This is a genomic window from Bradyrhizobium sp. SZCCT0231, from assembly GCF_018130245.1.
GTDB classification, from domain to species: Bacteria; Pseudomonadota; Alphaproteobacteria; order Rhizobiales; family Xanthobacteraceae; genus Bradyrhizobium; species Bradyrhizobium japonicum_F.
On record NZ_JAFCKP010000005.1, the window covers coordinates 294,091 to 313,887 of the forward strand.

20 protein-coding genes are annotated in these 19,797 nt (G+C 65.3%); 8 read left to right on the forward strand and 12 right to left on the reverse strand.

The window, feature by feature from the left end:
* Positions 1–28 precede the first annotated feature (28 nt).
* The gene (locus JQ566_RS16430; RefSeq protein ID WP_212373480.1) at positions 29–532 is read right to left on the reverse strand and encodes a cupin domain-containing protein; all 504 of its coding nucleotides are present in this window, start codon (positions 530–532) and stop codon (positions 29–31) included.
* A gap of 21 nt (positions 533–553) precedes the next feature.
* Positions 554–1,033 carry a carboxymuconolactone decarboxylase family protein gene (locus tag JQ566_RS16435; RefSeq protein WP_212373481.1) on the reverse strand — a complete coding sequence of 160 codons (480 nt, stop codon included), beginning with the start codon at positions 1,031–1,033 and terminating at the stop codon, positions 554–556.
* Positions 1,034–1,087: 54 nt separating this feature from the next.
* On the opposite strand from JQ566_RS16435, the gene JQ566_RS16440 reads away from it, so the two are divergent.
* A complete protein-coding gene (locus tag JQ566_RS16440; protein ID WP_212373482.1) occupies positions 1,088–1,609 on the forward strand; it encodes a MarR family winged helix-turn-helix transcriptional regulator in 522 nt (173 codons plus the stop codon).
* A 1-nt stretch (position 1,610) separates the two neighbouring features.
* On the opposite strand, the gene JQ566_RS16445 is transcribed toward JQ566_RS16440, so the two are convergent.
* Positions 1,611–1,862 (reverse strand): hypothetical protein, encoded by a 252-nt coding sequence (locus JQ566_RS16445; protein ID WP_212373483.1) that lies wholly within the window; start codon positions 1,860–1,862, stop codon positions 1,611–1,613.
* A 210-nt stretch (positions 1,863–2,072) separates the two neighbouring features.
* Between JQ566_RS16445 and JQ566_RS16450 the strand changes: the two genes are divergently transcribed.
* The gene (locus JQ566_RS16450; RefSeq protein ID WP_212373485.1) at positions 2,073–3,302 is read left to right on the forward strand and encodes a lytic murein transglycosylase; all 1,230 of its coding nucleotides are present in this window, start codon (positions 2,073–2,075) and stop codon (positions 3,300–3,302) included.
* A gap of 130 nt (positions 3,303–3,432) precedes the next feature.
* Here JQ566_RS16450 and JQ566_RS16455 read toward each other — a convergent pair whose 3' ends face one another.
* From JQ566_RS16455 to recJ, 3 genes are all read right to left on the reverse strand, one after another.
* Positions 3,433–4,230, reverse strand: a complete 798-nt coding sequence (locus JQ566_RS16455) for an aldolase (protein ID WP_212373487.1) — start codon at positions 4,228–4,230, stop codon at positions 3,433–3,435.
* A 97-nt stretch (positions 4,231–4,327) separates the two neighbouring features.
* Entirely contained in the window at positions 4,328–5,137 is an 810-nt protein-coding gene (locus tag JQ566_RS16460) for an SDR family NAD(P)-dependent oxidoreductase (RefSeq protein ID WP_212373488.1), read from the reverse strand.
* A gap of 88 nt (positions 5,138–5,225) precedes the next feature.
* A complete protein-coding gene (gene recJ / locus JQ566_RS16465) occupies positions 5,226–7,067 on the reverse strand; it encodes a single-stranded-DNA-specific exonuclease RecJ (RefSeq protein ID WP_212373489.1) in 1,842 nt (613 codons plus the stop codon).
* A gap of 285 nt (positions 7,068–7,352) precedes the next feature.
* On the opposite strand from recJ, the gene JQ566_RS16470 reads away from it, so the two are divergent.
* From JQ566_RS16470 to JQ566_RS16485, 4 genes are all read left to right on the forward strand, one after another.
* Positions 7,353–8,429, forward strand: a complete 1,077-nt coding sequence (locus tag JQ566_RS16470) for a methyl-accepting chemotaxis protein (RefSeq protein ID WP_212373490.1) — start codon at positions 7,353–7,355, stop codon at positions 8,427–8,429.
* A 323-nt stretch (positions 8,430–8,752) separates the two neighbouring features.
* Complete coding sequence (locus JQ566_RS16475) at positions 8,753–9,496, forward strand: SDR family oxidoreductase (protein WP_212373491.1); 744 nt, start codon at positions 8,753–8,755, stop codon at positions 9,494–9,496.
* A gap of 50 nt (positions 9,497–9,546) precedes the next feature.
* Positions 9,547–9,963 carry a cupin domain-containing protein gene (locus JQ566_RS16480; RefSeq protein WP_212373492.1) on the forward strand — a complete coding sequence of 139 codons (417 nt, stop codon included), beginning with the start codon at positions 9,547–9,549 and terminating at the stop codon, positions 9,961–9,963.
* Positions 9,964–10,223: 260 nt separating this feature from the next.
* A complete protein-coding gene (locus JQ566_RS16485) occupies positions 10,224–11,516 on the forward strand; it encodes an adenylate/guanylate cyclase domain-containing protein (protein WP_212373493.1) in 1,293 nt (430 codons plus the stop codon).
* 105 nt (positions 11,517–11,621) lie between these two features.
* Here JQ566_RS16485 and JQ566_RS16490 read toward each other — a convergent pair whose 3' ends face one another.
* Genes JQ566_RS16490 through JQ566_RS16515 form a run of 6 tightly spaced genes read right to left on the reverse strand, consistent with a single transcriptional unit; the run spans position 11,622 to position 17,788 of the window.
* On the reverse strand, positions 11,622–12,632 hold the full coding sequence (locus tag JQ566_RS16490; protein WP_212373495.1) for a 4-hydroxythreonine-4-phosphate dehydrogenase PdxA: 1,011 nt from the start codon (positions 12,630–12,632) through the stop codon (positions 11,622–11,624).
* The gene (locus JQ566_RS16495) at positions 12,629–14,167 is read right to left on the reverse strand and encodes a tripartite tricarboxylate transporter permease (RefSeq protein WP_212373497.1); all 1,539 of its coding nucleotides are present in this window, start codon (positions 14,165–14,167) and stop codon (positions 12,629–12,631) included. The genes JQ566_RS16490 and JQ566_RS16495 overlap by 4 nt, the downstream gene beginning before the upstream one ends.
* A gap of 12 nt (positions 14,168–14,179) precedes the next feature.
* The gene (locus JQ566_RS16500) at positions 14,180–14,662 is read right to left on the reverse strand and encodes a tripartite tricarboxylate transporter TctB family protein (RefSeq protein ID WP_212373499.1); all 483 of its coding nucleotides are present in this window, start codon (positions 14,660–14,662) and stop codon (positions 14,180–14,182) included.
* A gap of 18 nt (positions 14,663–14,680) precedes the next feature.
* Positions 14,681–15,673, reverse strand: a complete 993-nt coding sequence (locus JQ566_RS16505; RefSeq protein WP_212373501.1) for a Bug family tripartite tricarboxylate transporter substrate binding protein — start codon at positions 15,671–15,673, stop codon at positions 14,681–14,683.
* Positions 15,674–15,724: 51 nt separating this feature from the next.
* Positions 15,725–16,984 carry a CaiB/BaiF CoA transferase family protein gene (locus JQ566_RS16510; protein ID WP_212373503.1) on the reverse strand — a complete coding sequence of 420 codons (1,260 nt, stop codon included), beginning with the start codon at positions 16,982–16,984 and terminating at the stop codon, positions 15,725–15,727.
* 9 nt (positions 16,985–16,993) lie between these two features.
* Positions 16,994–17,788, reverse strand: coding sequence for an enoyl-CoA hydratase/isomerase family protein (locus JQ566_RS16515; protein ID WP_212373505.1), 795 nt, complete (start codon positions 17,786–17,788; stop codon positions 16,994–16,996).
* A gap of 115 nt (positions 17,789–17,903) precedes the next feature.
* Between JQ566_RS16515 and JQ566_RS16520 the strand changes: the two genes are divergently transcribed.
* Together JQ566_RS16520 and JQ566_RS16525 are read left to right on the forward strand one after the other, a co-directional pair.
* On the forward strand, positions 17,904–18,569 hold the full coding sequence (locus tag JQ566_RS16520; RefSeq protein ID WP_212373507.1) for a GntR family transcriptional regulator: 666 nt from the start codon (positions 17,904–17,906) through the stop codon (positions 18,567–18,569).
* A 219-nt stretch (positions 18,570–18,788) separates the two neighbouring features.
* Positions 18,789–19,760, forward strand: a complete 972-nt coding sequence (locus tag JQ566_RS16525) for an MBL fold metallo-hydrolase (RefSeq protein WP_212373509.1) — start codon at positions 18,789–18,791, stop codon at positions 19,758–19,760.
* Positions 19,761–19,797 lie beyond the last annotated feature (37 nt).

Consider the following 19,797-nt stretch of genomic DNA (forward strand, 5'->3'; position numbering starts at 1 on the left):
ACACGGCGATCTCGAATTCGAGTGCCAGCTACTCCAAGAATGTCGTGAGCTGGGCGCCCTCATCTGCCACGAACACCGCGATCAACTCCGCGGGCTCGGTCGCGCTGGCATTGGCCGAGACGAGATGCGTCGAGCCGGGCGGCTCAAAGAAGGACTGGCCGACGCCAAACGTCTCGACCGGGCCACCACCGAGCTGCGAGCGGATCTCGCCCTTGGTGATGTAGGCCGTCACCGAGCCCGCGTGACGATGCGGCCGCGAAAACCCGCCCGGACCATAGGACACGCGCACGATGGTGACGCGCTTGCCCGGGACGTTCGGCAGCGCGTAGGAGCCGATCGGCTCGACCTTGTCGAGCGGCGAGCTCTCCGCCGCCGTGGCGCAGAGCGGGGTCAGCACGCCTGAGACGGTATCCATCGTCACCGGCAGCGCTTTGCCGATCGCAAGCGCGCAGGCGAGCCCTGCGACGACGGCGAGCGTCGTCGAACGTGACGGCGCCGGACACTGCACGGCAGAAAAGCTCATGGCTGTCATCGTGATCTCCCCTTGTCTCCATCAGGATGCAGCGGCGGCCGCTGCGACCGGCCGCTTTGCAGGCGTCCAGCGAAACGCCGCGCCAAAGCGGTTCCAGACGTTGATCGAGGCGACCGCTGACGTCAGGTACGTCAGCTCCGTCTCGGAGAATTCACGGGACGCTTCGGCATAGACCTCCTCGCTGACGCCGTCGGGCAGACAGGTCAGCGCCTCGGCCCAGGCCAGCGCAGCACGCTCGCGCGACGAAAAGATCGGCGCCTCGCGCCAGACCGCGACCAGATAGAGCTTGTCGACGGGAACCCCGATCCGTTCCGACAACAGGACATGATGCTGCACGCAGAAGGCGCAGCCGTTGATCTGCGAGGCGCGCAGCTTGACCAGCTCGAGCAGCTGCTTGTCGAGGCCGGCCTTGGCCGCCAGCTGGCCCAGCGCCAGCACCAGATCATAGGCATCGGGCGCGATCCGCTTGAAATCTTCATATTCGCTGCGGGCGTGTGACATTGCCGTTCACCTCGTCTTATTGTAAGAGTACGTATATCTTATAAGAGCTCTTACATGGCACGCAAGGCGAATGGCGTCACGAGACCGCAATCGGGACGAAAGGCAGTTGAAGACGGTGCCGTGCATGTCCCCGCTCCCGGGGAAGGCAAGCGCGGCGAGCAGGGCTATCTCGGCTATCTGTTGCGACAGGCCCACGCCGCGGTTCGCCTGACGATGGAACGCACTCTCGCCGATCTCGGCGTGACGTCGCCGCAATTCGCGGTGCTGACGATGCTGAACGCCTATCCGGGCTTGTCGGGGGCCGACGTCGCCCGCCTCACCTTCCTGACACCCCAGACCGTCGGCGTCATCATCCGCAATCTCGAACGCGACGGCGCGATTCTGATGACGCCCCATCCGGTCCACGGCCGTATCCAGCAGTGGACGCTGACGCCGCGCGGGGCGACTCTTTTGAGAGCGTGCCGACAGCGTGTGCTCGAATTGGAAAAGCGCCTCGCTCGGGGTTTGGATATCAAGGCGGAAACTGCGATCCGCCGCTGGCTCGCCGGCATCGCGGCCGAGTTGCAGGAGGGCTAGGCTATCCGCCCCTCAACGCATTCTTGACCTCGCCGTCGGGCCAGGTCTCGTCGGCCGCGATCACCCGCACGCGGGTCTGGTCGGCGGTATTGACCAGCACGTGCGAATTCACCCGCTCACCGCTCTGCTCGAGACGCAGATCGGTTTCGGGCTTCCAGCTCAGCGTGGTCGCGAGGTCGCCGGGAAAGATCTTCCATTGCGATCCGTCGTCGAGTTCGACGACATGGCTTTCCGCATGCGTGCGTATCTTCATTCCACCCCGATCTCTCGATGAACAGACTGCATACCGAAGGCAGGCCCCGGCCCGCGGCCGAAACTTTTCCTCCTTCCTGGTGTTGAGGGAATGCGGGAGATGCGACACTTGTTCCGACGGGAACGGCCGGCGCAATCGGGCAGAATTCACACATCGTTGCTGTTCCAGGAACCGACTCACACGGGCCATGTTTCCGGCTAGAATGTATCCATGAAGCACGCTGATTCCTCGCCCCGTTGCACGCGCCGGGCCCTGCTCCAGTCGGCGCTCGGTGCAGCCGCTTTGCTTGCACTCCCGCCCCACGCGCTCGCCGCGCCTCCGGGCTTCGACGAATGGCGCGAGAGCTTTCGCGCACGCGCGATGGCAAAAGGTATTTCCGCCGCGACATGGCAGCGCACGATGGGACGGGTCGAGCCGGACATGAGCGTGTTCAAGCAGATGCGCAACCAGCCCGAATTCCACGAGCAGGTCTGGCAATACATCAACCGCCGCGTCTCGGACTGGCGCGTCATCAACGGCAAGATCGCGCTGAAGAGCAACGAGGCGCTGCTCGCGCGCATCGAGCGCGATTTCGGCGTCGAGCGCGGCACGCTGCTGGCGCTGTGGGGCGTCGAGTCCGCTTATGGCGATCCCTTGGTGCAACAGAACCACATGAGGCCGGTGTTTCCCTCGCTCGCCGCGCTCGCCTGGAACGAGCCTCGGCGCAAGGCCTATTGGGAGACCGAGCTGATCAACGCGCTGCGTATCGTCGACAAGGGCTGGAGCACGCCGGATGAAATGCGGGGATCCTGGGCCGGCGCGATGGGGCATTCGCAATGGATGCCGGAGGTCTGGCTCAATGTCGGCATCGACTATGACGGCGACGGCAAGGTCTCGCCGTTCGGCAAGCCCGACGATGCGCTGGGCTCGACCGCAAAATATCTCGTCAATCGCGGCAAGTGGCATCGCGGCGAGCATTGGGGCTACGAGGTGCGTGCGCCCGGCGAGATGAGCGGCAGCCGGACCTATGCAGCTTGGGCTACCGCGGGCGTCACCCGCGCGGACGGCCAACCGTTTCCGCAGCCGAACGCATCCGCGCAGATGTGGACGCCGGTTGCGGGCGGACCGACCTTCCTGCTGGGACCGAATTTCTACTCGGTGAAGAGCTACAACCCTTCCATGAACTATGCGCTGGCGATCTGCCATCTCGGCGACCGCTGTCTCGGCGCGCCGCCCTTCATCCAGCCCTTCCCCGGCTCCGAACGCGCGCTGACGCTCGCGGAAGTGCAGGAGATGCAGACGCGCCTGACCAAGGCCGGCTTCGATACCGGCGGCACCGACGGCCGCGTCGGCAACGACACGATGAAGGCGGTCAAGGATTTTCAGCAGCGCGCCGGCATCACGCCGGCGGACGGCTATGGCGGGCTGAAGGTGCTGGCCAAGCTGCGGCAGGGGTCGTAGGCCGACACCCTCTCCCGCCGTCATTCCGGGGCGCGCCACTTGGCGCGAGCCCGGAATCCATTCCACCGCGTCGCTTGCTGCGCGATGGATTCCGGGCTCGCGCTACGCGCGCCCCGGAATGACACCGTGGTCAGTGCCGGTATTGCGGCTCTTCCGCATCGAGCTGGCGGCGGATGGCGGCGAGATGCAGCCGCGCGGATTCGGAGTCGCCCTCGCGCATCTGCCTGTAGGTCTCGGCCGCAACGGCAGGATCCACCGGCAGCACTTTCCGCCCCGTCGACATCGCCAGCACCTGCACTTCGGCGGCGCGCTCGAGGTAATAGAGATCGTCCCAAGCTTCCGCGATGGTCGGCGCCAGCACCATCACGCCGTGATGCTTCATGAAGACGATGTCGGCATCGCCAACGGCGGAGGCGATGCGCGCACCCTCGCGGTTGTCGAGCGCGAGGCCGTTGTAGTCGCGATCCACGGCGGTGCGGCCGTAGAATTTCAGTGCGGTCTGGCCCGCCCAGATCAGGGGATCGCCCTCGGTCATCGACAACGCCGTGGCATAGGGCATGTGGGTGTGGAAGGCGACCTTGGCGCGCGGCAGGCGCTTGTGCATCTCGGCATGGATGTAGAAGGCAGTCGCCTCCGGCACACCCTCGCCGTCGAGCACGTTGCCATGAAAATCGCAGATCAGGAGCTTTGACGCAGTCAGCTCGCGGAAGGCGTAGCCATAGGGATTGACGAGGAAGAGATCGTCATGACCAGGCACGACGGCCGAGAAATGGTTGCAGATGCCCTCCTCGAAGCCGTTGCGCGCCGCCATGCGGAAGCAGGCGGCAAGATCCTCGCGCGCGGTGCGGATCGCGTCGGTGGCGAGGTCCGGCCGGTTCGAGCGGAACGGCGCTGGCGAGGAAGAAGACGAATGGAGGCTATGCGCCATGGCGAAGGAAACCTCTGTCGGTCGGGAGCTGCCCCGTGTTGTACAGGGGCTGCGCCTGCGCGTCAGCCCCTGCGACCGCCACCCTGCCCTGCGCGGCTCAGGCCCGCCGCGGCACCCCGCCCGCGTTCATGCCGCCGTCGATGACGAGCTCGATGCCGGTGACATAGCGCGAGGCCTCGGAGGCGAGATACAGCACGCCCGAGGCGATCTCCGCGGCTTGGCCGGCGCGGCCCAATGGAGTGACGACACGGGCGCGCTCCTCCGGATCGATCGGAGCATTCTGGCCGGCGCCGGTCGCCCCGGTCGGGATCTTGCCCCAGATCGGCGTATCGATGATGCCGGGATGAACCGAGTTGACGCGGATGCCGTCGCCCGCCGCCGCGCACTCCATCGCGATCGATTTGGCGAACAGCCGCACGCCGCCCTTGGTCGCCGAATAGGCCGATAATCCCGGCGAGCCGCGCAAACCCGCCAGCGAGGACATCATGACGATCGAGCCGCCGCCGGTCTTGCGCATCAACGGCAGGCAGTGCTTGACCGAAAGAAACACACCATCGAGATTGATCGCATTCTGCTTGCGCCAGTCAGCGAGCGTCATGTCGACGATCGAAGGCACGGAAATGCCGATGCCGGCATTGGAAACGAGCACGTCGAGCCGGCCGTAGCGCTTGCCGACCTCAGCGGCGACCTCGATCCAGCGCTCCTCGCTGGTGACATCCTGCTCCAGGAAGATCGCCTTGCCGCCGGCCTTGGTGATGCGCCTGGCGAGCTCGGGGCCCCTCAGTTCGTCGATGTCGGTCGCGATGACCGTGGCGCCTTCGCGCGCGAACAGCTCGGCGATGGCCTCGCCGATGCCGGAGGCGCCGCCCGTCACCAGTGCGACCTTGCCCTCAACCTGCCCTGCCATGTTCACTCCCTTTCTTTTTGTTGTTCGAGGCCGTTATTGGCGCATGATCTTTGTCGGAAAACCGCTTCGCACTTTTCCGGATCATGCGCTATCTAATCACGGACGGCCCCTGATCCGGTAGCGCGACGTCGACGACGCGGAATTGCACGCGCTCGGCGCCCTGGTAGCGATCGACCGAGAGCGAGCCCGCGACATGCATCTGCTGGCCGCGATTGGCGAGCAGCGCATTGCCGAGCTTCTGGCCGACCGAACGGAATGCGATGCCGTTGACGATGGCGCCGTCACCCGCCTTGAAACGCAGGCGCAGATGCGCTTGGCCGACCTCGTCGGCAAAGACGAGCTGATGCGCCGGCAGCGCCAACACCGGCTCCGGATTGCCGCTGCCGAAGGGACCGGCGCGGTTGAGCGTCGTCGCCAGCTCCGTCGTCACCGCGCGCGCCGAGACCGCGCCGTCGATATAGAGCTCGTTGACGTGGCGCGCCTCGGCGACGTCGCGCGCCAGCGCGTTCTCGAGATAGGCGCGGAATTCGGCGAGCTTCTCCTTCCGCAGCGTCACACCCGCGGCCATCGCGTGGCCACCGCCCTTGAGCAGGATGCCGTCGGCAACCGCCTGCCGCACCGCCTTGCCGAGATCGACGCCGGCGATCGAGCGGCCCGAGCCGGTGCCGATGCCGCCCGGCTCCAGTGCAATGGCAAAGGCAGGCCGCGAAAACTTCTCCTTCAGGCGCGAAGCAACCAGGCCGACCACGCCCGGATGCCAGCCTTCGGAGGCCGTGACGATGACGCCGAGCTTGTCCTCGAAACCGATCGACGCCAGCGCCTCGGCTTCGGCCTGGGCTTCGGCCGCCTGCTCGATCACGCGGCGCTCGCTGTTGAGACGGTCGAGCTCGGCCGCGATCCGCGCCGCCTCGACGCTGTCGCCTTCGAGCAGCAGCCGCACGCCGAGATCGGCGCGGCCGATGCGACCGCCGGCATTGACACGTGGGCCCAGCATGAAGCCGAGATGCCAGGCCTCCGGCGGGCCGTTGAGCCGCGCCACGTCCATCAGCGCGGTGTGGCCGACATGGTCGCGCCGACGCATCGCGATCAGACCCTTGGCGACGAAGGCGCGGTTGAGGCCGATCAGCGGCGCGACGTCGGCGACCGTGCCGAGCGCGACGTGATGCAGCATGCCGAGCAGATCGGGCTCCGGCATCTCGCTCGTCCAGAAACCGCGCTGGCGCAGCTCGCGATTGACCGCGACCAGCGTCACCAGCACGAGGCCGACGGCGGCGAGATGGCCAAGGCCGGAGAGATCATCGGGGCGGTTCGGGTTGACCAGCGCATCGACATCGGGGAGATCGAGGCCGCATTGGTGGTGGTCGATCACCACCACGGACATGCCGAGGCGTTTGGCCTCGGCGAGCGGCTCGATGCTGGTGGTGCCGCAGTCGACGGTGACGAGCAGCGTCGCACCCTTTGCCGCAAGCCCCCGCACGGCGTCGACGTTCGGGCCGTAGCCCTCAAAAATCCGGTCGGGAATGTGGATCAGCGGATCGAGCCCGCAGTGGCGCAGGTGCCAGGCCAGCAGCGCCGCCGAGGTCGCGCCGTCGACGTCGTAGTCGCCGAAGATCGCGACCTTCTCGCCCCTCGCCGCCGCATCCGCGATCCGCTTGGCGGCGGCCTCCATCTCCGTCACGGTGAAGGGATCCGGCAGCAGCTTTCGGATGGTCGGATCGAGGAAGTCGGTAACGGCGTCGGTGTCGATCCCGCGACCCGCCAGCACGCGCGCCAGCAGCTCCGGCAGCTGGTGCTGCTGCACGATGGCCAGCGCCTTCGCCGCCCCGCGCCCGTCCAGCCTGTCGCGCCAGAGCTTGTCGGTGAGCGAGCGCGCCACCCCCAGGAAGGCCTGGGGCGCTTCGACGGGCAAGGCTGTGGCAGGCGGCGTCATGACGAGGCTATCGGTTGGGAACTATGGCTCCGGGCGATCACGCTGGCGGCCCAGGATTGGCTTTTAGGGGATTGGCCGGGAAAGTCCGGCGATTTGCAACGGCCGGGCCACACAAAGCGGTGGATGGCCGGCCGGCGGGCCGAAGTGACTATCATTTAGGCATTCCGCCGAACAGCAAATTAAGCAGGCGTTAGGCGGAATCCTCGAAAAAGAATCGTATTCGATCTGTAAGTTGTTGTCCCGGGTTCATTGCAGATCAGACCTCATTGCCAAGGGAAGTCCCCGATGTCTGCTGCGCCGGGTCTGAAAGCCAAGCCGATTGCCACCGAACCTGCGGACGATGATTCCGACATCTCCGCGCTGATCAACCGCCTCACTGCGGAGGTCAACCAGATCGCGGTCGACAAGACCAAGTCGATCCAGCAGATCACCAACCAGATGAAGATGCTGGCGCTGAACGCGCTGATCGAGAGCTCGCGCGCCGGCGCGCAAGGCGCGGGCTTTGCGGTGGTGGCGCAGGAGGTGCGCGGCGTCGGCCAGCAGGTCGAGACCATCGCCCGCGAGCTCGAGACCCAATTGACGAAACGCACGGGCGATCTCGTCGCCTCGATCGAGCGCATGAGCCAGCGCTCCCGCGGCGAGCGGATGGTCGACCTGTCGCTCAACGCCATCGAGCTGATCGACCGCAATCTCTATGAACGCACCTGCGACGTGCGCTGGTGGGCGACCGACTCTGCCGTGGTCGATTGCGCGGCCTCGCCTGGCGCTGCGGCCGTCTCCCATGCCTCGCAGCGGCTGGGCGTGATCCTGGGGGCCTACACCGTCTATCTCGATCTCTGGCTCTGCGACCTCGACGGCAACGTCATCGCCAACGGTCGCGCCGACCGTTTTCGCGTGGTCGGCCAGAACGTCGCCCACACCAAATGGTTTCGCGAGGCGCGATCCTTGCGCTCCGGCGACGACTATGTCGCCGGCGACGTCGAGAACCAGCCGCTGCTCGGCAATGCGCAGGTCGCGACCTATTGCGCCAGCGTCCGCGCCGGCGGCCAGGCCAATGGCGCGCCGATCGGCGTCCTCGCCATCCATTTCGACTGGGAGCCGCAGGCCCGCGCCATCGTCCAGGGCGTGCGCGTCGGCGACAGCGACAAGGCGCGTGTGCTGCTGGTCGATTCGAATTTTCGCGTGATCGCAGCCTCCGACGGCCAGGGCATCCTCAGCGAACGCATCTCGATCTCGCTGAACGGCCAGCGCTCCGGCTTCTATCAGGAACGCACGGGTGCGCTGGTCGCATTCCATGCCACCCCGGGCTACGAGACCTATCGCGGGCTCGGCTGGTACGGCGTGATCGTCTGCGCGGCGTAAGCAAGCAGCGGCCGCCTTCCCGAAATCGGACACGGTCGCCCATCCAATCCAAAACTCGCGAAAACAACCCCATGCACAGTAGCCTGAAGGTTGTTTTCATTGGCGTTTTTCGACGGCCTGTTCGCCGCCTTGCGTCCATCAAGACATTTTGACACGTCGGGCAAAACGCTGGCAGCATTTTCCGGCAAGGTACGCCCGTTACAGGCAAGAGCCTGCGCCATGGGTCGGCTAGAGTCGCTTCGCATCACATTGATCGACGTGAGAGGCGCGAGTTCCGGTTGGCTTCGATCATCTCGCGCTCCGCAATCCCGAGGAGACATGCCATGAAGATCGTCGTGATCGGCGGAACCGGATTGATCGGGTCCAGGCTCGTGGCGAAGCTCAAGCAGCACGGCCATGATGCTGTGGCAGCCTCGCCGAAATCCGGCGTGAACGCCGTGACCGGGGAAGGCCTTGCCGCGGCGCTGGCAGGCGCGGATGTCGTCGTCGACGTCGCCAACGCGCCGTCCTGGGAGCCGGCTGCCGTGCTCGAGTTCTTTCAACGTTCGAGCAGGACTCTCGTCGCGGCCGAGGCCGCAGCAGCCGTGAAGCATCACGTGGCGCTCTCGATCGTCGGCACCGACCGCTCGCCCGACAACGCCTATTTCCGTGCCAAGCTGGCGCAGGAAACCATCATCAAGTCCGCCTCGGTCCCCTACTCGATCGTGCGCGCCACCCAGTTCTTCGAATTCCTCGGGGCCATCGCCGAGACAAGCGTGATCGACGGGAAGATCGTCGTTCCCACGGCTCAGTTTCAGCCGATCGCGGCCGACGACGTCGTCGATCGCCTCGCGGAGGTCGCAACCGGCCGGCCGCTCAACGGCACGATCGATATCGCTGGCCCTGAGAAGGCCCCCTTCAATGAATTCATCGCACGCCGCCTGAAGGCGTCCGGCGACACACGTCCCGTGATCGGAGATCCGAAGGCGCCGTACTACGGCGCCCCCATCGACGACACATCGCTGAATCCGCTCGGCGAGGCGCGGCTCGGGACGACGCCGCTCGCAACATGGCTCGTGAGCCTCTGAGGCTCCGGCGGTGCAGTCATCACTCCAGCTCCGGCAATGAGGGAAATCCCATGCGCAGATTGTTGATCGCAGCGGCGGTCTATGCCGCATCTGTCCTGACGGCCCATGCAGCCGAGCCGGCGGCCCGATCGGCGAAAGTGTCGGTCGTGTTCGACCAGGCGCTGCCGAACGTCCCGGGCAAGAGCATGAAGGGTGTTCTGGTCGAGTACGGTCCCGGAGGCTCCTCGCCCGCCCACATCCACGCGCCCTCCGCCTTCATCTATGCCACGGTCCTGGAAGGCGCGATCCGCAGCCAGCTCAATGACGGCCCCGCAAAGGTCTTTCACAAGGGAGAGAACTTCTTTGAAAAGCCCGGCGATCGCCATGCCGTGAGCGCCAACGCCAGCGACACCGAGCCTGCGAAGCTGCTTGCCGTGTTCGTGGTCGACACGAACGACAAGGAGTTGACGACGCCTCTCGCGAAGTAGTGTCAGACCTGCCAGCGGAGACCGACGATCGTCACGCTATCGATGCGTCGTCGTCCAGCGGGATGCTCCCCTCCGCGGCCCTCCGTGGAGTTCCGTGCACAAGCATGTGAGCCCATACGTTGATCGATGGTGGAACCGGCTCAGGCCCCCGCTGAAACGCCACTTGTCGTGCGGCCAGCACGCCCCAAATGAACGGAATTGCGACCGCCCGATTTACATTGGGCGGGACCCATCCGAGGTTCTCCGTCGCGGAGGCCAACATGCCGATATTGGCACCCACAAATGAAAGTGAGAGGTTGGCCGCTCTGCACGCGCTCGGCATCGTAGATAGCGCGCCGGAAGCCGCTTACGACGAAATCACAGAGCTCGCGGCGCAAATTTGCGGCTGCCCGGTCTCGTATATCAGCTTTATCGACGACAACCGGCGCTGGCTCAAGGCACGATACGGCCTGCCGGCCGAAGTCACCGATGCTCCGCGTGAGACTGCCGTCTGCACAACGACGATTTGCGGCACCGAGCTGCTCGTCATTCCCGACCTGAAGCGAGATCCGCGCTTTGAAAACAGCCCGATGGTTTCGCTGACACCGCCCCGTCGATTCTATTGCGGCATGCCGCTCATTACCGACGAAGGTTATGCACTCGGAACGCTTTGCGTGATGGACTTCGAGCCCAGGCAGCTTTCCTTCGAGCAGACAGAGGCGCTGCGAATGTTGTCGCATCAGGTGCTCGCCCAACTGGAACTGCGCCGGAAGCTGATCGAAAATCACCAGACGATCAGGCAGTTGGAACAGGCACGCCTCGAGATCGCCGCCGAGCGAGCGCGTGCCGAGGAACTGCTGCGCAACGTCTTGCCGGCGCCGATCGCCGACGAGCTGACGCAACAAGGCAGAGTTCAGCCGAAATACACCCGGTCGGCCACCATTCTGTTCGCGGATATTCAGGGATTTACGCAGCTGGCCGAACGGACCGAGCCAGCCAGCCTCATCCATCTCCTCGACGAATATTTCTCGACCCTGGACGAAATCGGCGCCCGCTATGGCCTGGAGAAAGTCAAGACCATGGGCGATGCCTACATGGCGGTTGCGGGCGTTATTTCGCCCGACCGGCGGCACTCGATCGATGTCTGCCTTGCGGCGCTGGAGATGCGGACGCGGCTCGACCATCTGAGGACGCAGTGCGAAGCAATCGGCGAACACACCCTGCAGCTGCGCATCGGGATCCATACGGGACCGGTCATTTCCGGTGTCGTCGGCAACCGCAGAATGACCTTCGACATCTGGGGCGATGCCGTCAACACCGCGTGGTTCATGGAAGCCTTCGGGGTCGCCGGCCACATCAACGTCTCGGAGACCGTAGCCGGACACGTCCACGGGCTGTTCGAGCTGCACTCGCGCGGCCCCATCGTAGCCAAGCACGCGCGCACACACGAAATGTTCTTTCTCAATGGCTTGAAGAGGGAATATTCCCGCAACGCGGACGGCAGTCTGCCGAACGATCATTTTCTTGCAGAATATCGCCGTCTCGGCGGTTCGCGGCTCGCTCCGGAACGGTAGAGGCGGGGCGTCTCGAAGGATGGCGCAGGGAGACGCTCTCAAATGCGATAACCCTGCGCGGGTGGGACTGCACCTCCGTCGGCGCCGCGATCGAGCCTCATCTCATCATGCTTTAGCGCCGTGCCGCGCAGCCATCTCCGCCGCGAGCAGCAGCGCGGCGCGGCTGGCGCCGATCGATGCAATGCCTTGTCCCGCGATGTCGTACGCGGTGCCGTGCGCCGGCGTGCAGATCGGGAATGGAAAGCCGCCGAGCAAGGTCACGCCGCGATCAAAACCCATCAGCTTCATCGCGATCTGGCCCTGGTCGTGATACATCGTCAGCACGGCATCGAAGGCGCCGGCCTTGGCGCGCAGGAACACGGTATCGGCCGGAAACGGCCCCTCCGCGGCAATGCCCTCGCGCTGCCCGGCCGCGACCACGGGCGCGATCACATCGATCTCCTCGCGACCAAAATTGCCGCCGTCACCGGCGTGCGGATTGAGTCCCGCGACCGCAATGCGCGGCCGGGCGAAGCCGGCGTTGCGCATGCAGGCATCGGTCAGCTTGAGCGCACGGTGGATGCGTTCGCCGGACAGGTTTGCAGCGACGTCCTTCAGCGGAATATGGGAGGTGACCCGCGCGTTCCAGAGGCGGTCGAGCACGTTGAATTCGCTCGCCGGCGTCTTGAGGCCGACGACTTCCGCAGAAAACGCAATCTCGTCGTCATACTCGGCGCGGGCAAGCCGCATCGCCTGCTTGTTGAAGGGGGTGAAGCAGACGGCATCAACGCGGCCGTCGCGGCCGAGCTCGAGCGCGTGACGGTAGTTTGTCAGTGCGAATTTTCCGCCGGCAAGGGTCGCGGTCTTCGGCTCGACCTCTCGGAGATCGAGGTGGCGGAGATCGACGAACAATCCATCGCCCTGCGCCATGCGAAGGTCGGCGCCCTGCTCCACCATGGTCAGGTCCGGCTCGACGCCCGCAACGCGCGCGCCCTCGTCGAAAATGCGGCGGTCGCCGATCACGACGATGCGGCAACGCGCCCGGATTTCATCCTGCGCCAAGAGCTTTGCCGTCAGCTCCGGGCTGATGCCGGCGGGATCTCCCATCGCGAGTGCAATGAGCGGCTTTGCGGTCATATGATCACCTTTTCCTGGACTGCGGTCCCATCGGTAGATGGCGCGGGCTTGCGCAGCAGGCGCGCGAGCTGCAACGCGAGCGGAAGCAGCAGCAGCGCGATGCCGCCCACGATCAGGCACGTCACCAGCTTGTTTGCGAAGAAGATGCCCAGCGACCCTTTCGAGAGCAGCATCGACTGGCGGAACGCATCCTCGGCCTTGTCGCCGATCACGATCGCGAGCACGAGCGGCGCCAGCGGATAGAACAGCTTCTTGAAGAGATAGCCGACGATGCCGAAGCCGAGCATCATCACGACGTCGAGATAGGAGTTCGACACCGAATAGGCGCCGACGACGCAGATGATGACGATCAGTGGTGCGATGACGACGAAGGGAATCCGCATCAGGGCGGCAAAGACCGGGACGGTCAGCAGCACCAGCGCGACGGCGACGATGTTGCCGACATACATCGAGGCGATCAGGCCCCAGACGAAGTCTTTCTGGTCGACGAACAGCATCGGCCCGGGATTGAGACCCCAGATCATCAGCCCGCCCATCATCACGGCGGCCGTCGCGGAGCCGGGAATGCCGAGCGAGAGCATCGGCAGAAGGGCGCTGGTGCCGGCGGCATGGTCGGCCGTCTCCGGCGAGATGATGCCTTCGACCTCGCCGGTGCCGAAATGCCGGCCGCGGCGGGAGAAGCGGCGGGCGATGCCGTAGCTCATGAAGGAGGCCGCGGTCGGGCCGCCCGGCGTGATCCCCATCCAGCAGCCGATCGCAGCACTGCGGAGCAACGCAACGCTGTGGCGCGGCAGGCGGCCGACGGCGCGAAACACCTCGCGCCAATCGATCTTCGAGGAGACGGCGCGAGCATGAAACTCCTCCTCGACCGCGACCAGCAGCTCGCCGATGCCGAACAGGCCCATGACCGCGACGACGAAGCTCACGCCCTTGACGAGCTCGTCGACCCCCATGGTGAGGCGGACGCTGCCGGAGACGGTATCGATGCCGATGGCAGCGATGGCAAAGCCGATCGCAAGCGCCACCACCGTCTTGATCGGCGCCGCGCCGCCCATGCCGACGAAGCTGGCGAAGGCCAGGAAATAGACCGCAAAATACTCCGGCGGCCCGAAGGCGAGCGCGACCTGCGCCACCCAGGATGCGAGGAAGGTGATCAGGATGACGCCGATCAGCGCGCCGAACGCCGCCGAGCCGAAGGCGGTGGCGAGTGCCGTGGTCGGCCGGCCGTCGCGTGCCATCGGATAGCCGTCGAAGGTGGTGGCGACGGAGGACGGCTCGCCCGGAATGTTGAACAGGATCGAGGTCACGGAGCCCCCGAACAGCGCGCCCCAATACATGCTGGAGAGCAGGATGATTGCCGAGACGGGCTGCATGCCGAAGGTGAGCGGCAAGAGCAGCGACACCCCGTTCGGCGCGCCCAGCCCCGGCAGCACGCCGACGAGAATGCCGAGCAGCACGCCGACCGCCATCAGCAGCAGATGCGGCACTGTGACCGCAATGGTGAAGCCGTGCAGGAGCTCCTGGAGATTTTCCACCGGCCTCCTCCCTCAGAAACCGAGCGCGGAAGCGAGCGCGCCATGCGGCAGGCTCACCTGGAACATGCGCTCGAACACGACGTAGAGCGCGAGCGCCGTGGCCGCCGCCATAGCGAGCGCGCGCGGCACGGACTGGTGCCTCGGGATCGCCAGCACCGCAAAGACATACCCCGCCGAGGCGAGATACATGCCGAGCAGCGGGATCGCGGCGACGAAGATCGCAGCCGGCAAGAACAGGCCGGCAAGCCGGCGCAGTTCGAGCGGCGTGATCGCGATCGGAACGTTCGCGAGCGATGCAACTGGCCGCAAGCCCCGTACCAGATTGTAGAGGCTCCCGAGCACGATGATGATGCCGGTCAGGAACGGAAACGTGCCGGCGTCGACGCCCGCGCTCGACCAGCCGATGCCGTTATCGAGGCTGGAGACGACGACGGCCACACCGAAGCTGCCGGTGAGGATAGTGGTCGCAAGCTCAAGCGCGCGGCGTGAGATCATGGCGCGGGACCTTCCGCCTTACTTCACCAGCCAACCCTGCTCGCCCGCGACCTGCTTGACGTGCTCGAGGTCCTCCTTGATGAACTTGTCGAACTCGGCGCCGGTCAGGAACGTGTCGACCTGGGAGGTCTTCTCGATGTAGTCCTTCCACTCCGGCGTTGCCTGAACCTTCTTCATGAGGTCGACATAGAACGTGGCCTGCTCCGGCGTGACCTTGCCGGGCAGCCACACGGTGCGCGGCTGCTCATATTGCTTGATGTCGAGGCCCTGCTCGACGCAGGTCGGAACGTCGCTCCAGCCCTCGGTCGCCGTGACCTTGGGCCCTTGCGGCAACCGCTTCGGGCTGAACACGCAGAGCGGGCGCTGCGTGCCGCCGCGCCATTGCCCGAGGCTTTCACTGGGATTGTTGACGTGGGAGTCGAGATGGCCGCCGGCGAGCTGCACGGCGGTCTCGGCGCCACTCTTGAAGGGGATGTAGGTCAGCTTGACCTTGCCGGCCTTCTCGATCATGCGGGTCAGCACCTCGTCGGTGTCCTTGGACTGCGCGCCGCCCATCTTGAAGTCGGCCGATGCAGCCGCCTTCAGATAGTCGCCCGCAGTCTTGTAGGGCGCGTCCTGCTTGACCCAGAGCAGGAACTCATCCTGCGCCATCGCCGCGATCGGGGTGAGATCGGTGTAGTTGAAGGCGACCTTGGACACGAGCGGCTGCTGCCAGGCGTTCGACGTGCCGAAGATCACCTTGTACGGATCGCCTGCGGAGGCCTTGCCGTAGACATAGCCTTCGGCGCCGCTGCCGCCGCCCTTGTTGACGACGACGATCGGCTGCTCCGTCAGCTTGTGCTTGGTGATGATGTTCTGCACCGCGCGGGCGAGATTGTCGGTGCCGCCGCCGGGGCCGGCGGTGGCGATGAACTCGATCGGCTTTTGCGGTTGCCAGGCGGCGAGCGCCGGCATGGCGCCGGCGAGCACCGCTGCGGCGGCGGAGAGCAGAAATGTTGACGTCCGACCCATGATTTCCTCCAGCTGATTTTGGTATCTTTTTCTTGTCGTATCGACACCAGCTCAGGCGACGCGTTCCTCGCGTCTCCCTGATGCCAGCACGATCGCGCCTTCTTTTTCGAGCGCTTCGATTCGTGACTGGTCGAACCCGTGCTCGGCCAGCACCTCGCTTGTGTGCTCACCATAGACCGGCGCGCCTGATCGCACTCTGCCCGGGGTCTCCGAAAACTTGATGGGAAGCCCGATCGTCTTGACGGGACCGAGCGTGGAGTGCTCGACCTCGACGACCATCTCGCGCGCCAGCGTCTGCGGATCGCTGAGGGCCTCCAGCATGTCGTGCACGGGGCCGCACGGCACGCCCTTCTCGTCCAGCGCCGCGAGCCAATGCGCGCGCGATTGGTTGCGGAAGCGTTCGCTCAGGACGGCTTCGAGCTCTTTCAGATTGGCCATGCGATCGGCACCGGTGACAAAGCGCGGATCGTCGGCGAGTTCGCTCGCGCCGAGCGCTTCCAGCATCAACAGCCAATGCTTCTTGTTTGCGCCGCCAACCACGAGCCAGCCGTCCGAGGCTTCAAACGCCTGATACGGCGCGTTGAGCGGATGCGCCGAGCCCATCGCGCGCGGCGCAGTGCCTGCGGCGAGCGCAATGGTCGACTGCCAATAGGTCTGCACCAGCGCGGCCTCGTAGAGCGAGGTCTCGACCCACTGCCCTTCGCCGGTCTTGAGACGATGCGTGTAGGCCGCAAGGATGCCCATGCTCGCGAGCAGGCCGGCGGTGATGTCGGACAGCGGGGGACCGCATTTGACGGGCGGGCCGTCGGGGCGCTCGCCGGTAAAGCTCATGATGCCGCTCATCGCTTGCGCGACAAGGTCGAATCCCCTGCGGTGCTTGTAGGGACCGGTGCGACCGAAGCCCGACAGCGAGCAGTAGATCAGCGCCGGGAATTCCGTGTGCAGCGCCTCGTAGCCGAAGCCGAGGCGCTCCATCGCGCCTGGCGCAAAGTTCTCGACCAGCACGTCGGCATCCGCGATCAGCCGGCGCAGCACCTCTTTGCCGCCGTCGGTCTTCAGATCCAGCACGATGCCGCGCTTGTTGCGGTTCATCATCAGGAAGGAGGCCGCCTCCTCGCCGATCTTCGGCGGCACAGAATGGCGGGTGTCATCGCCGTTCGGCGATTTCTCGATCTTGATGACGTCGGCGCCCATGTCGGCGAGCATCAAGGTGCAGGTCGGCCCCGCCATCACATGGGTGAGATCGATGACCTTGAGGCCGGCCAGCGGTCCCGAACGGCGAGAGGCGGATTGCGATCGATTGCTTTGCATCGGCTCGTCCTATTGGCCGCGCCATTGCGGCGCGCGCTTGTTGAGGAAAGCATCGAGCCCTTCGCGAAAATCCTGGCTCGTGTAGCACATCAGGATGAGGTCTTCGCCCTCGTCCGGCGTCAGCCGCCTTTGCAATCGGGCGACCGCCTGCTTGGTCGCATTCAGCGTCAGCGGCGCATGACTGGCGAGCAGCCGGGCCACCTCATCGGCGCGCTTGTCCAGCGCGGCAAGATCGTCGACGACCTCGCCGAGCAGTCCGACGCTTGCAGCCTCCATGGCGTCGACGAGGCGCGCGGTGAAGATGAGATCCTTGACGCGCGCGGCGCCGATCAGCGCGGTGAGCCGGCTGACATTGGACATCGACAGGCAGTTGCCGAGCGTCCTGGCGATGGGGAATCCGATTTTCGCAGCTTTCGTGCCGATGCGGAGGTCGCAGGCCGCGGCAATGCCCGCCCCGCCTCCGGTACAGAACCCGTTGATCGCCGCGATCGTCGGCACCCGGCACTGCTCCAGCGTGGTCAGCACGCGATCGATGCGGTTCTCGTAGTCGATGGCGTCCTGCGGCGTCTTGAATTCGCGGAACTGGTTGATGTCGGTGCCCGAGGCGAAGGCCTTGTCGCCGGCCCCGCGCAGCACCAGCACCTTGATCGCATGGTCGCGGTTGGCCTCCTCGCAGATCGCGGCCAGGCGCTCGTACATGACGAAAGTGAAGGCATTGCGAGCCTGCGGGCGGTTGAAGGTGATCCGCCCGATGCCGTCATTGCATTCAAAAACGAGGTCGTCCGCCTCCGCAGCCAGGTCCATTTCCTCATGTCCTCTTGTTTTTTACACTTTTGAATGCAAAATTTGCGATTAGCAAGCTAGAACTTCAAAATATCGCCAGATAATGTCGCTTTTGCATTCAAAATGGAGCGCTTCCATGCTTCACGAGGAGGTCGTCGGCCGCATCCGCGCCATCCTGCTCGACGGTGAAATCCCTCCGGGCGCGCGGATTCCCGAGCGCGAGCTGTGTGAGCGGCTCGAGATCTCGCGCACGCCGCTGCGCGAGGCGCTCAAGGTGCTGGCCGCCGAGGGCCTCGTGCAGCTGCTGCCGCATCGCGGCTCGCGCGCGGCAAAGCTGACCGACAAGGACATGCGCGACCTGTTCGAGGTCTGCCAGGGCTTGGAGGCCCTTGCGGGCGAGCTCGCCTGCGAGCGCATCACGGACGCCGAGATCGGCGCGATCGCCGCCGCGCATGACGAGATGGTGCGGCATTATCGCGACGGCGACCTGATCCAGTACTATCGCGGCAACCGCGCCATTCACGAAGCCATCGTGACCGCAGCAGGAAATCCCGTGCTCGCGGGGCTTTACACCTCGGTGACCGCGCGCATCCGGCGCGCGCGGTATGTCACGCCGATGACGCCGCAGCGCTGGGCACTCGCCGTGAAGGAGCACGAGGCGATCCTCAACGCGCTTCAGCGCCGCGACGGCGTCGGCCTCGCCCACATCCTGCGTGCGCATCTCCGTCACAAGCGCGAAGAGGTGCTGCAGGCGGGTTTTGCCGAGACAGAGGGCAACGACGTCACGTTGAGAATTGCGTAACGCGCGATTCCGCGCGCTTTGGCGCAACCTGGCTTTGCACGTCGCCCTCGCGCTCCGACTGTCGCTCTCTTTCAGCGTGTAGTGCCAAGTAATTCCACTTGCTAGCTTGTCGCGACCGGCGCAGCATGCTTTGCACCGTCGCTGGCCGCGGGGCCGATCGGGCGGTCGCTTACCGCGCGAACGATTGCGCAAAACAAAAGACAAAAGCGGAGGATACGAATGACACTTGATGTTTCACGTCGGTCCCTACTCGCACTCGGCGTCGGTCTCGGCGCCAGCGCAATGCTCGGCAGCAGCGCGATGGCGCGGGCTCCCAAGCTCGGCACCCAGACGCCCTACTGGCACCGCTTCATCCTCGGCGATGCCGAGGTCACCGTCGTATCCGACGGACCGCTTCCGCTCGGCGATCCCTCCGGGACATTCCTTGGCATTCCCAAGGAAGAGGTCAAGAAGATGCTCGCCGACAATTTCCTGTCGCCGGACAATGTCGTGCTCGAACAGAATTCGCCGATCGTGAACACCGGCGACAAGCTCATCCTGTTCGATACCGGCATGGGCTCATCGAAGATGTTCGGCGCCAGCACCGGCCGGCAGCAGAAGAGCATGACCGAGGCCGGCATCAAGCCGGAGGACATCGACGCCGTGGTTTGCTCGCATGCCCATATCGACCACATCGGGGGCATCGTCGACGAGGGCGGCAAGCCGCTGTTTCCGAATGCACAAGTCTACATCTCGCAGGCCGATTTCGACTTCTGGACCGATGAGGGCAAGCTGGGCAGCCCGGCCAAGGACTTCGTCCTTCACGCCCGCAAGAACCTGCTGCCGGTCCGCGACCGGATCAAATTCTTCAAGGACGGCGAGCAGTTCCTGCCCGGCGTGCAGGCGATCGCGGCCCCCGGCCATACCGTTGGCCACACCATCTTCATGGTCTCGTCGGCGGGGAAATCGTTCGCGTTCCTCGGCGATCTCTCGCACCATTCGGTGCTGCTGCTGGAGCGGCCGCGGATGGAGTTCTCGTACGACACAGACCCGAAGCAGGCGGCGGAATCGCGCGTGAAACTGCTCACGATGCTCGCGGCCAACAAGATCCCGGTGATGTCCTATCACTTCGCCTGGCCCGGCTACGGCCATGTCGCCAAGTCGGGCGACGGCTTCCACTACTATCCGGAGCCGATGAAGATGACGTTGTAGGTTGATCAGCTCCGGGTGGCGTACGCGCGACCCGGAG

Excerpts from the sequence above, each read along its gene's own strand:
- JQ566_RS16430 (WP_212373480.1), bottom strand. The coding sequence starts at position 532 with ATGACAGCCATGAGCTTTTCTGCCGTGCAGTGTCCGGCGCCGTCACGT.
- JQ566_RS16435 (WP_212373481.1), bottom strand. The coding sequence starts at position 1,033 with ATGTCACACGCCCGCAGCGAATATGAAGATTTCAAGCGGATCGCGCCC.
- JQ566_RS16440 (WP_212373482.1), top strand. The coding sequence starts at position 1,088 with ATGGCACGCAAGGCGAATGGCGTCACGAGACCGCAATCGGGACGAAAG.
- JQ566_RS16445 (WP_212373483.1), bottom strand. The coding sequence starts at position 1,862 with ATGAAGATACGCACGCATGCGGAAAGCCATGTCGTCGAACTCGACGAC.
- JQ566_RS16450 (WP_212373485.1), top strand. The coding sequence starts at position 2,073 with ATGAAGCACGCTGATTCCTCGCCCCGTTGCACGCGCCGGGCCCTGCTC.
- JQ566_RS16455 (WP_212373487.1), bottom strand. The coding sequence starts at position 4,230 with ATGGCGCATAGCCTCCATTCGTCTTCTTCCTCGCCAGCGCCGTTCCGC.
- JQ566_RS16460 (WP_212373488.1), bottom strand. The coding sequence starts at position 5,137 with ATGGCAGGGCAGGTTGAGGGCAAGGTCGCACTGGTGACGGGCGGCGCC.
- recJ (WP_212373489.1), bottom strand. The coding sequence starts at position 7,067 with ATGACGCCGCCTGCCACAGCCTTGCCCGTCGAAGCGCCCCAGGCCTTC.
- JQ566_RS16470 (WP_212373490.1), top strand. The coding sequence starts at position 7,353 with ATGTCTGCTGCGCCGGGTCTGAAAGCCAAGCCGATTGCCACCGAACCT.
- JQ566_RS16475 (WP_212373491.1), top strand. The coding sequence starts at position 8,753 with ATGAAGATCGTCGTGATCGGCGGAACCGGATTGATCGGGTCCAGGCTC.
- JQ566_RS16480 (WP_212373492.1), top strand. The coding sequence starts at position 9,547 with ATGCGCAGATTGTTGATCGCAGCGGCGGTCTATGCCGCATCTGTCCTG.
- JQ566_RS16485 (WP_212373493.1), top strand. The coding sequence starts at position 10,224 with ATGCCGATATTGGCACCCACAAATGAAAGTGAGAGGTTGGCCGCTCTG.
- JQ566_RS16490 (WP_212373495.1), bottom strand. The coding sequence starts at position 12,632 with ATGACCGCAAAGCCGCTCATTGCACTCGCGATGGGAGATCCCGCCGGC.
- JQ566_RS16500 (WP_212373499.1), bottom strand. The coding sequence starts at position 14,662 with ATGATCTCACGCCGCGCGCTTGAGCTTGCGACCACTATCCTCACCGGC.
- JQ566_RS16505 (WP_212373501.1), bottom strand. The coding sequence starts at position 15,673 with ATGGGTCGGACGTCAACATTTCTGCTCTCCGCCGCCGCAGCGGTGCTC.
- JQ566_RS16510 (WP_212373503.1), bottom strand. The coding sequence starts at position 16,984 with ATGCAAAGCAATCGATCGCAATCCGCCTCTCGCCGTTCGGGACCGCTG.
- JQ566_RS16515 (WP_212373505.1), bottom strand. The coding sequence starts at position 17,788 with ATGGACCTGGCTGCGGAGGCGGACGACCTCGTTTTTGAATGCAATGAC.
- JQ566_RS16520 (WP_212373507.1), top strand. The coding sequence starts at position 17,904 with ATGCTTCACGAGGAGGTCGTCGGCCGCATCCGCGCCATCCTGCTCGAC.
- JQ566_RS16525 (WP_212373509.1), top strand. The coding sequence starts at position 18,789 with ATGACACTTGATGTTTCACGTCGGTCCCTACTCGCACTCGGCGTCGGT.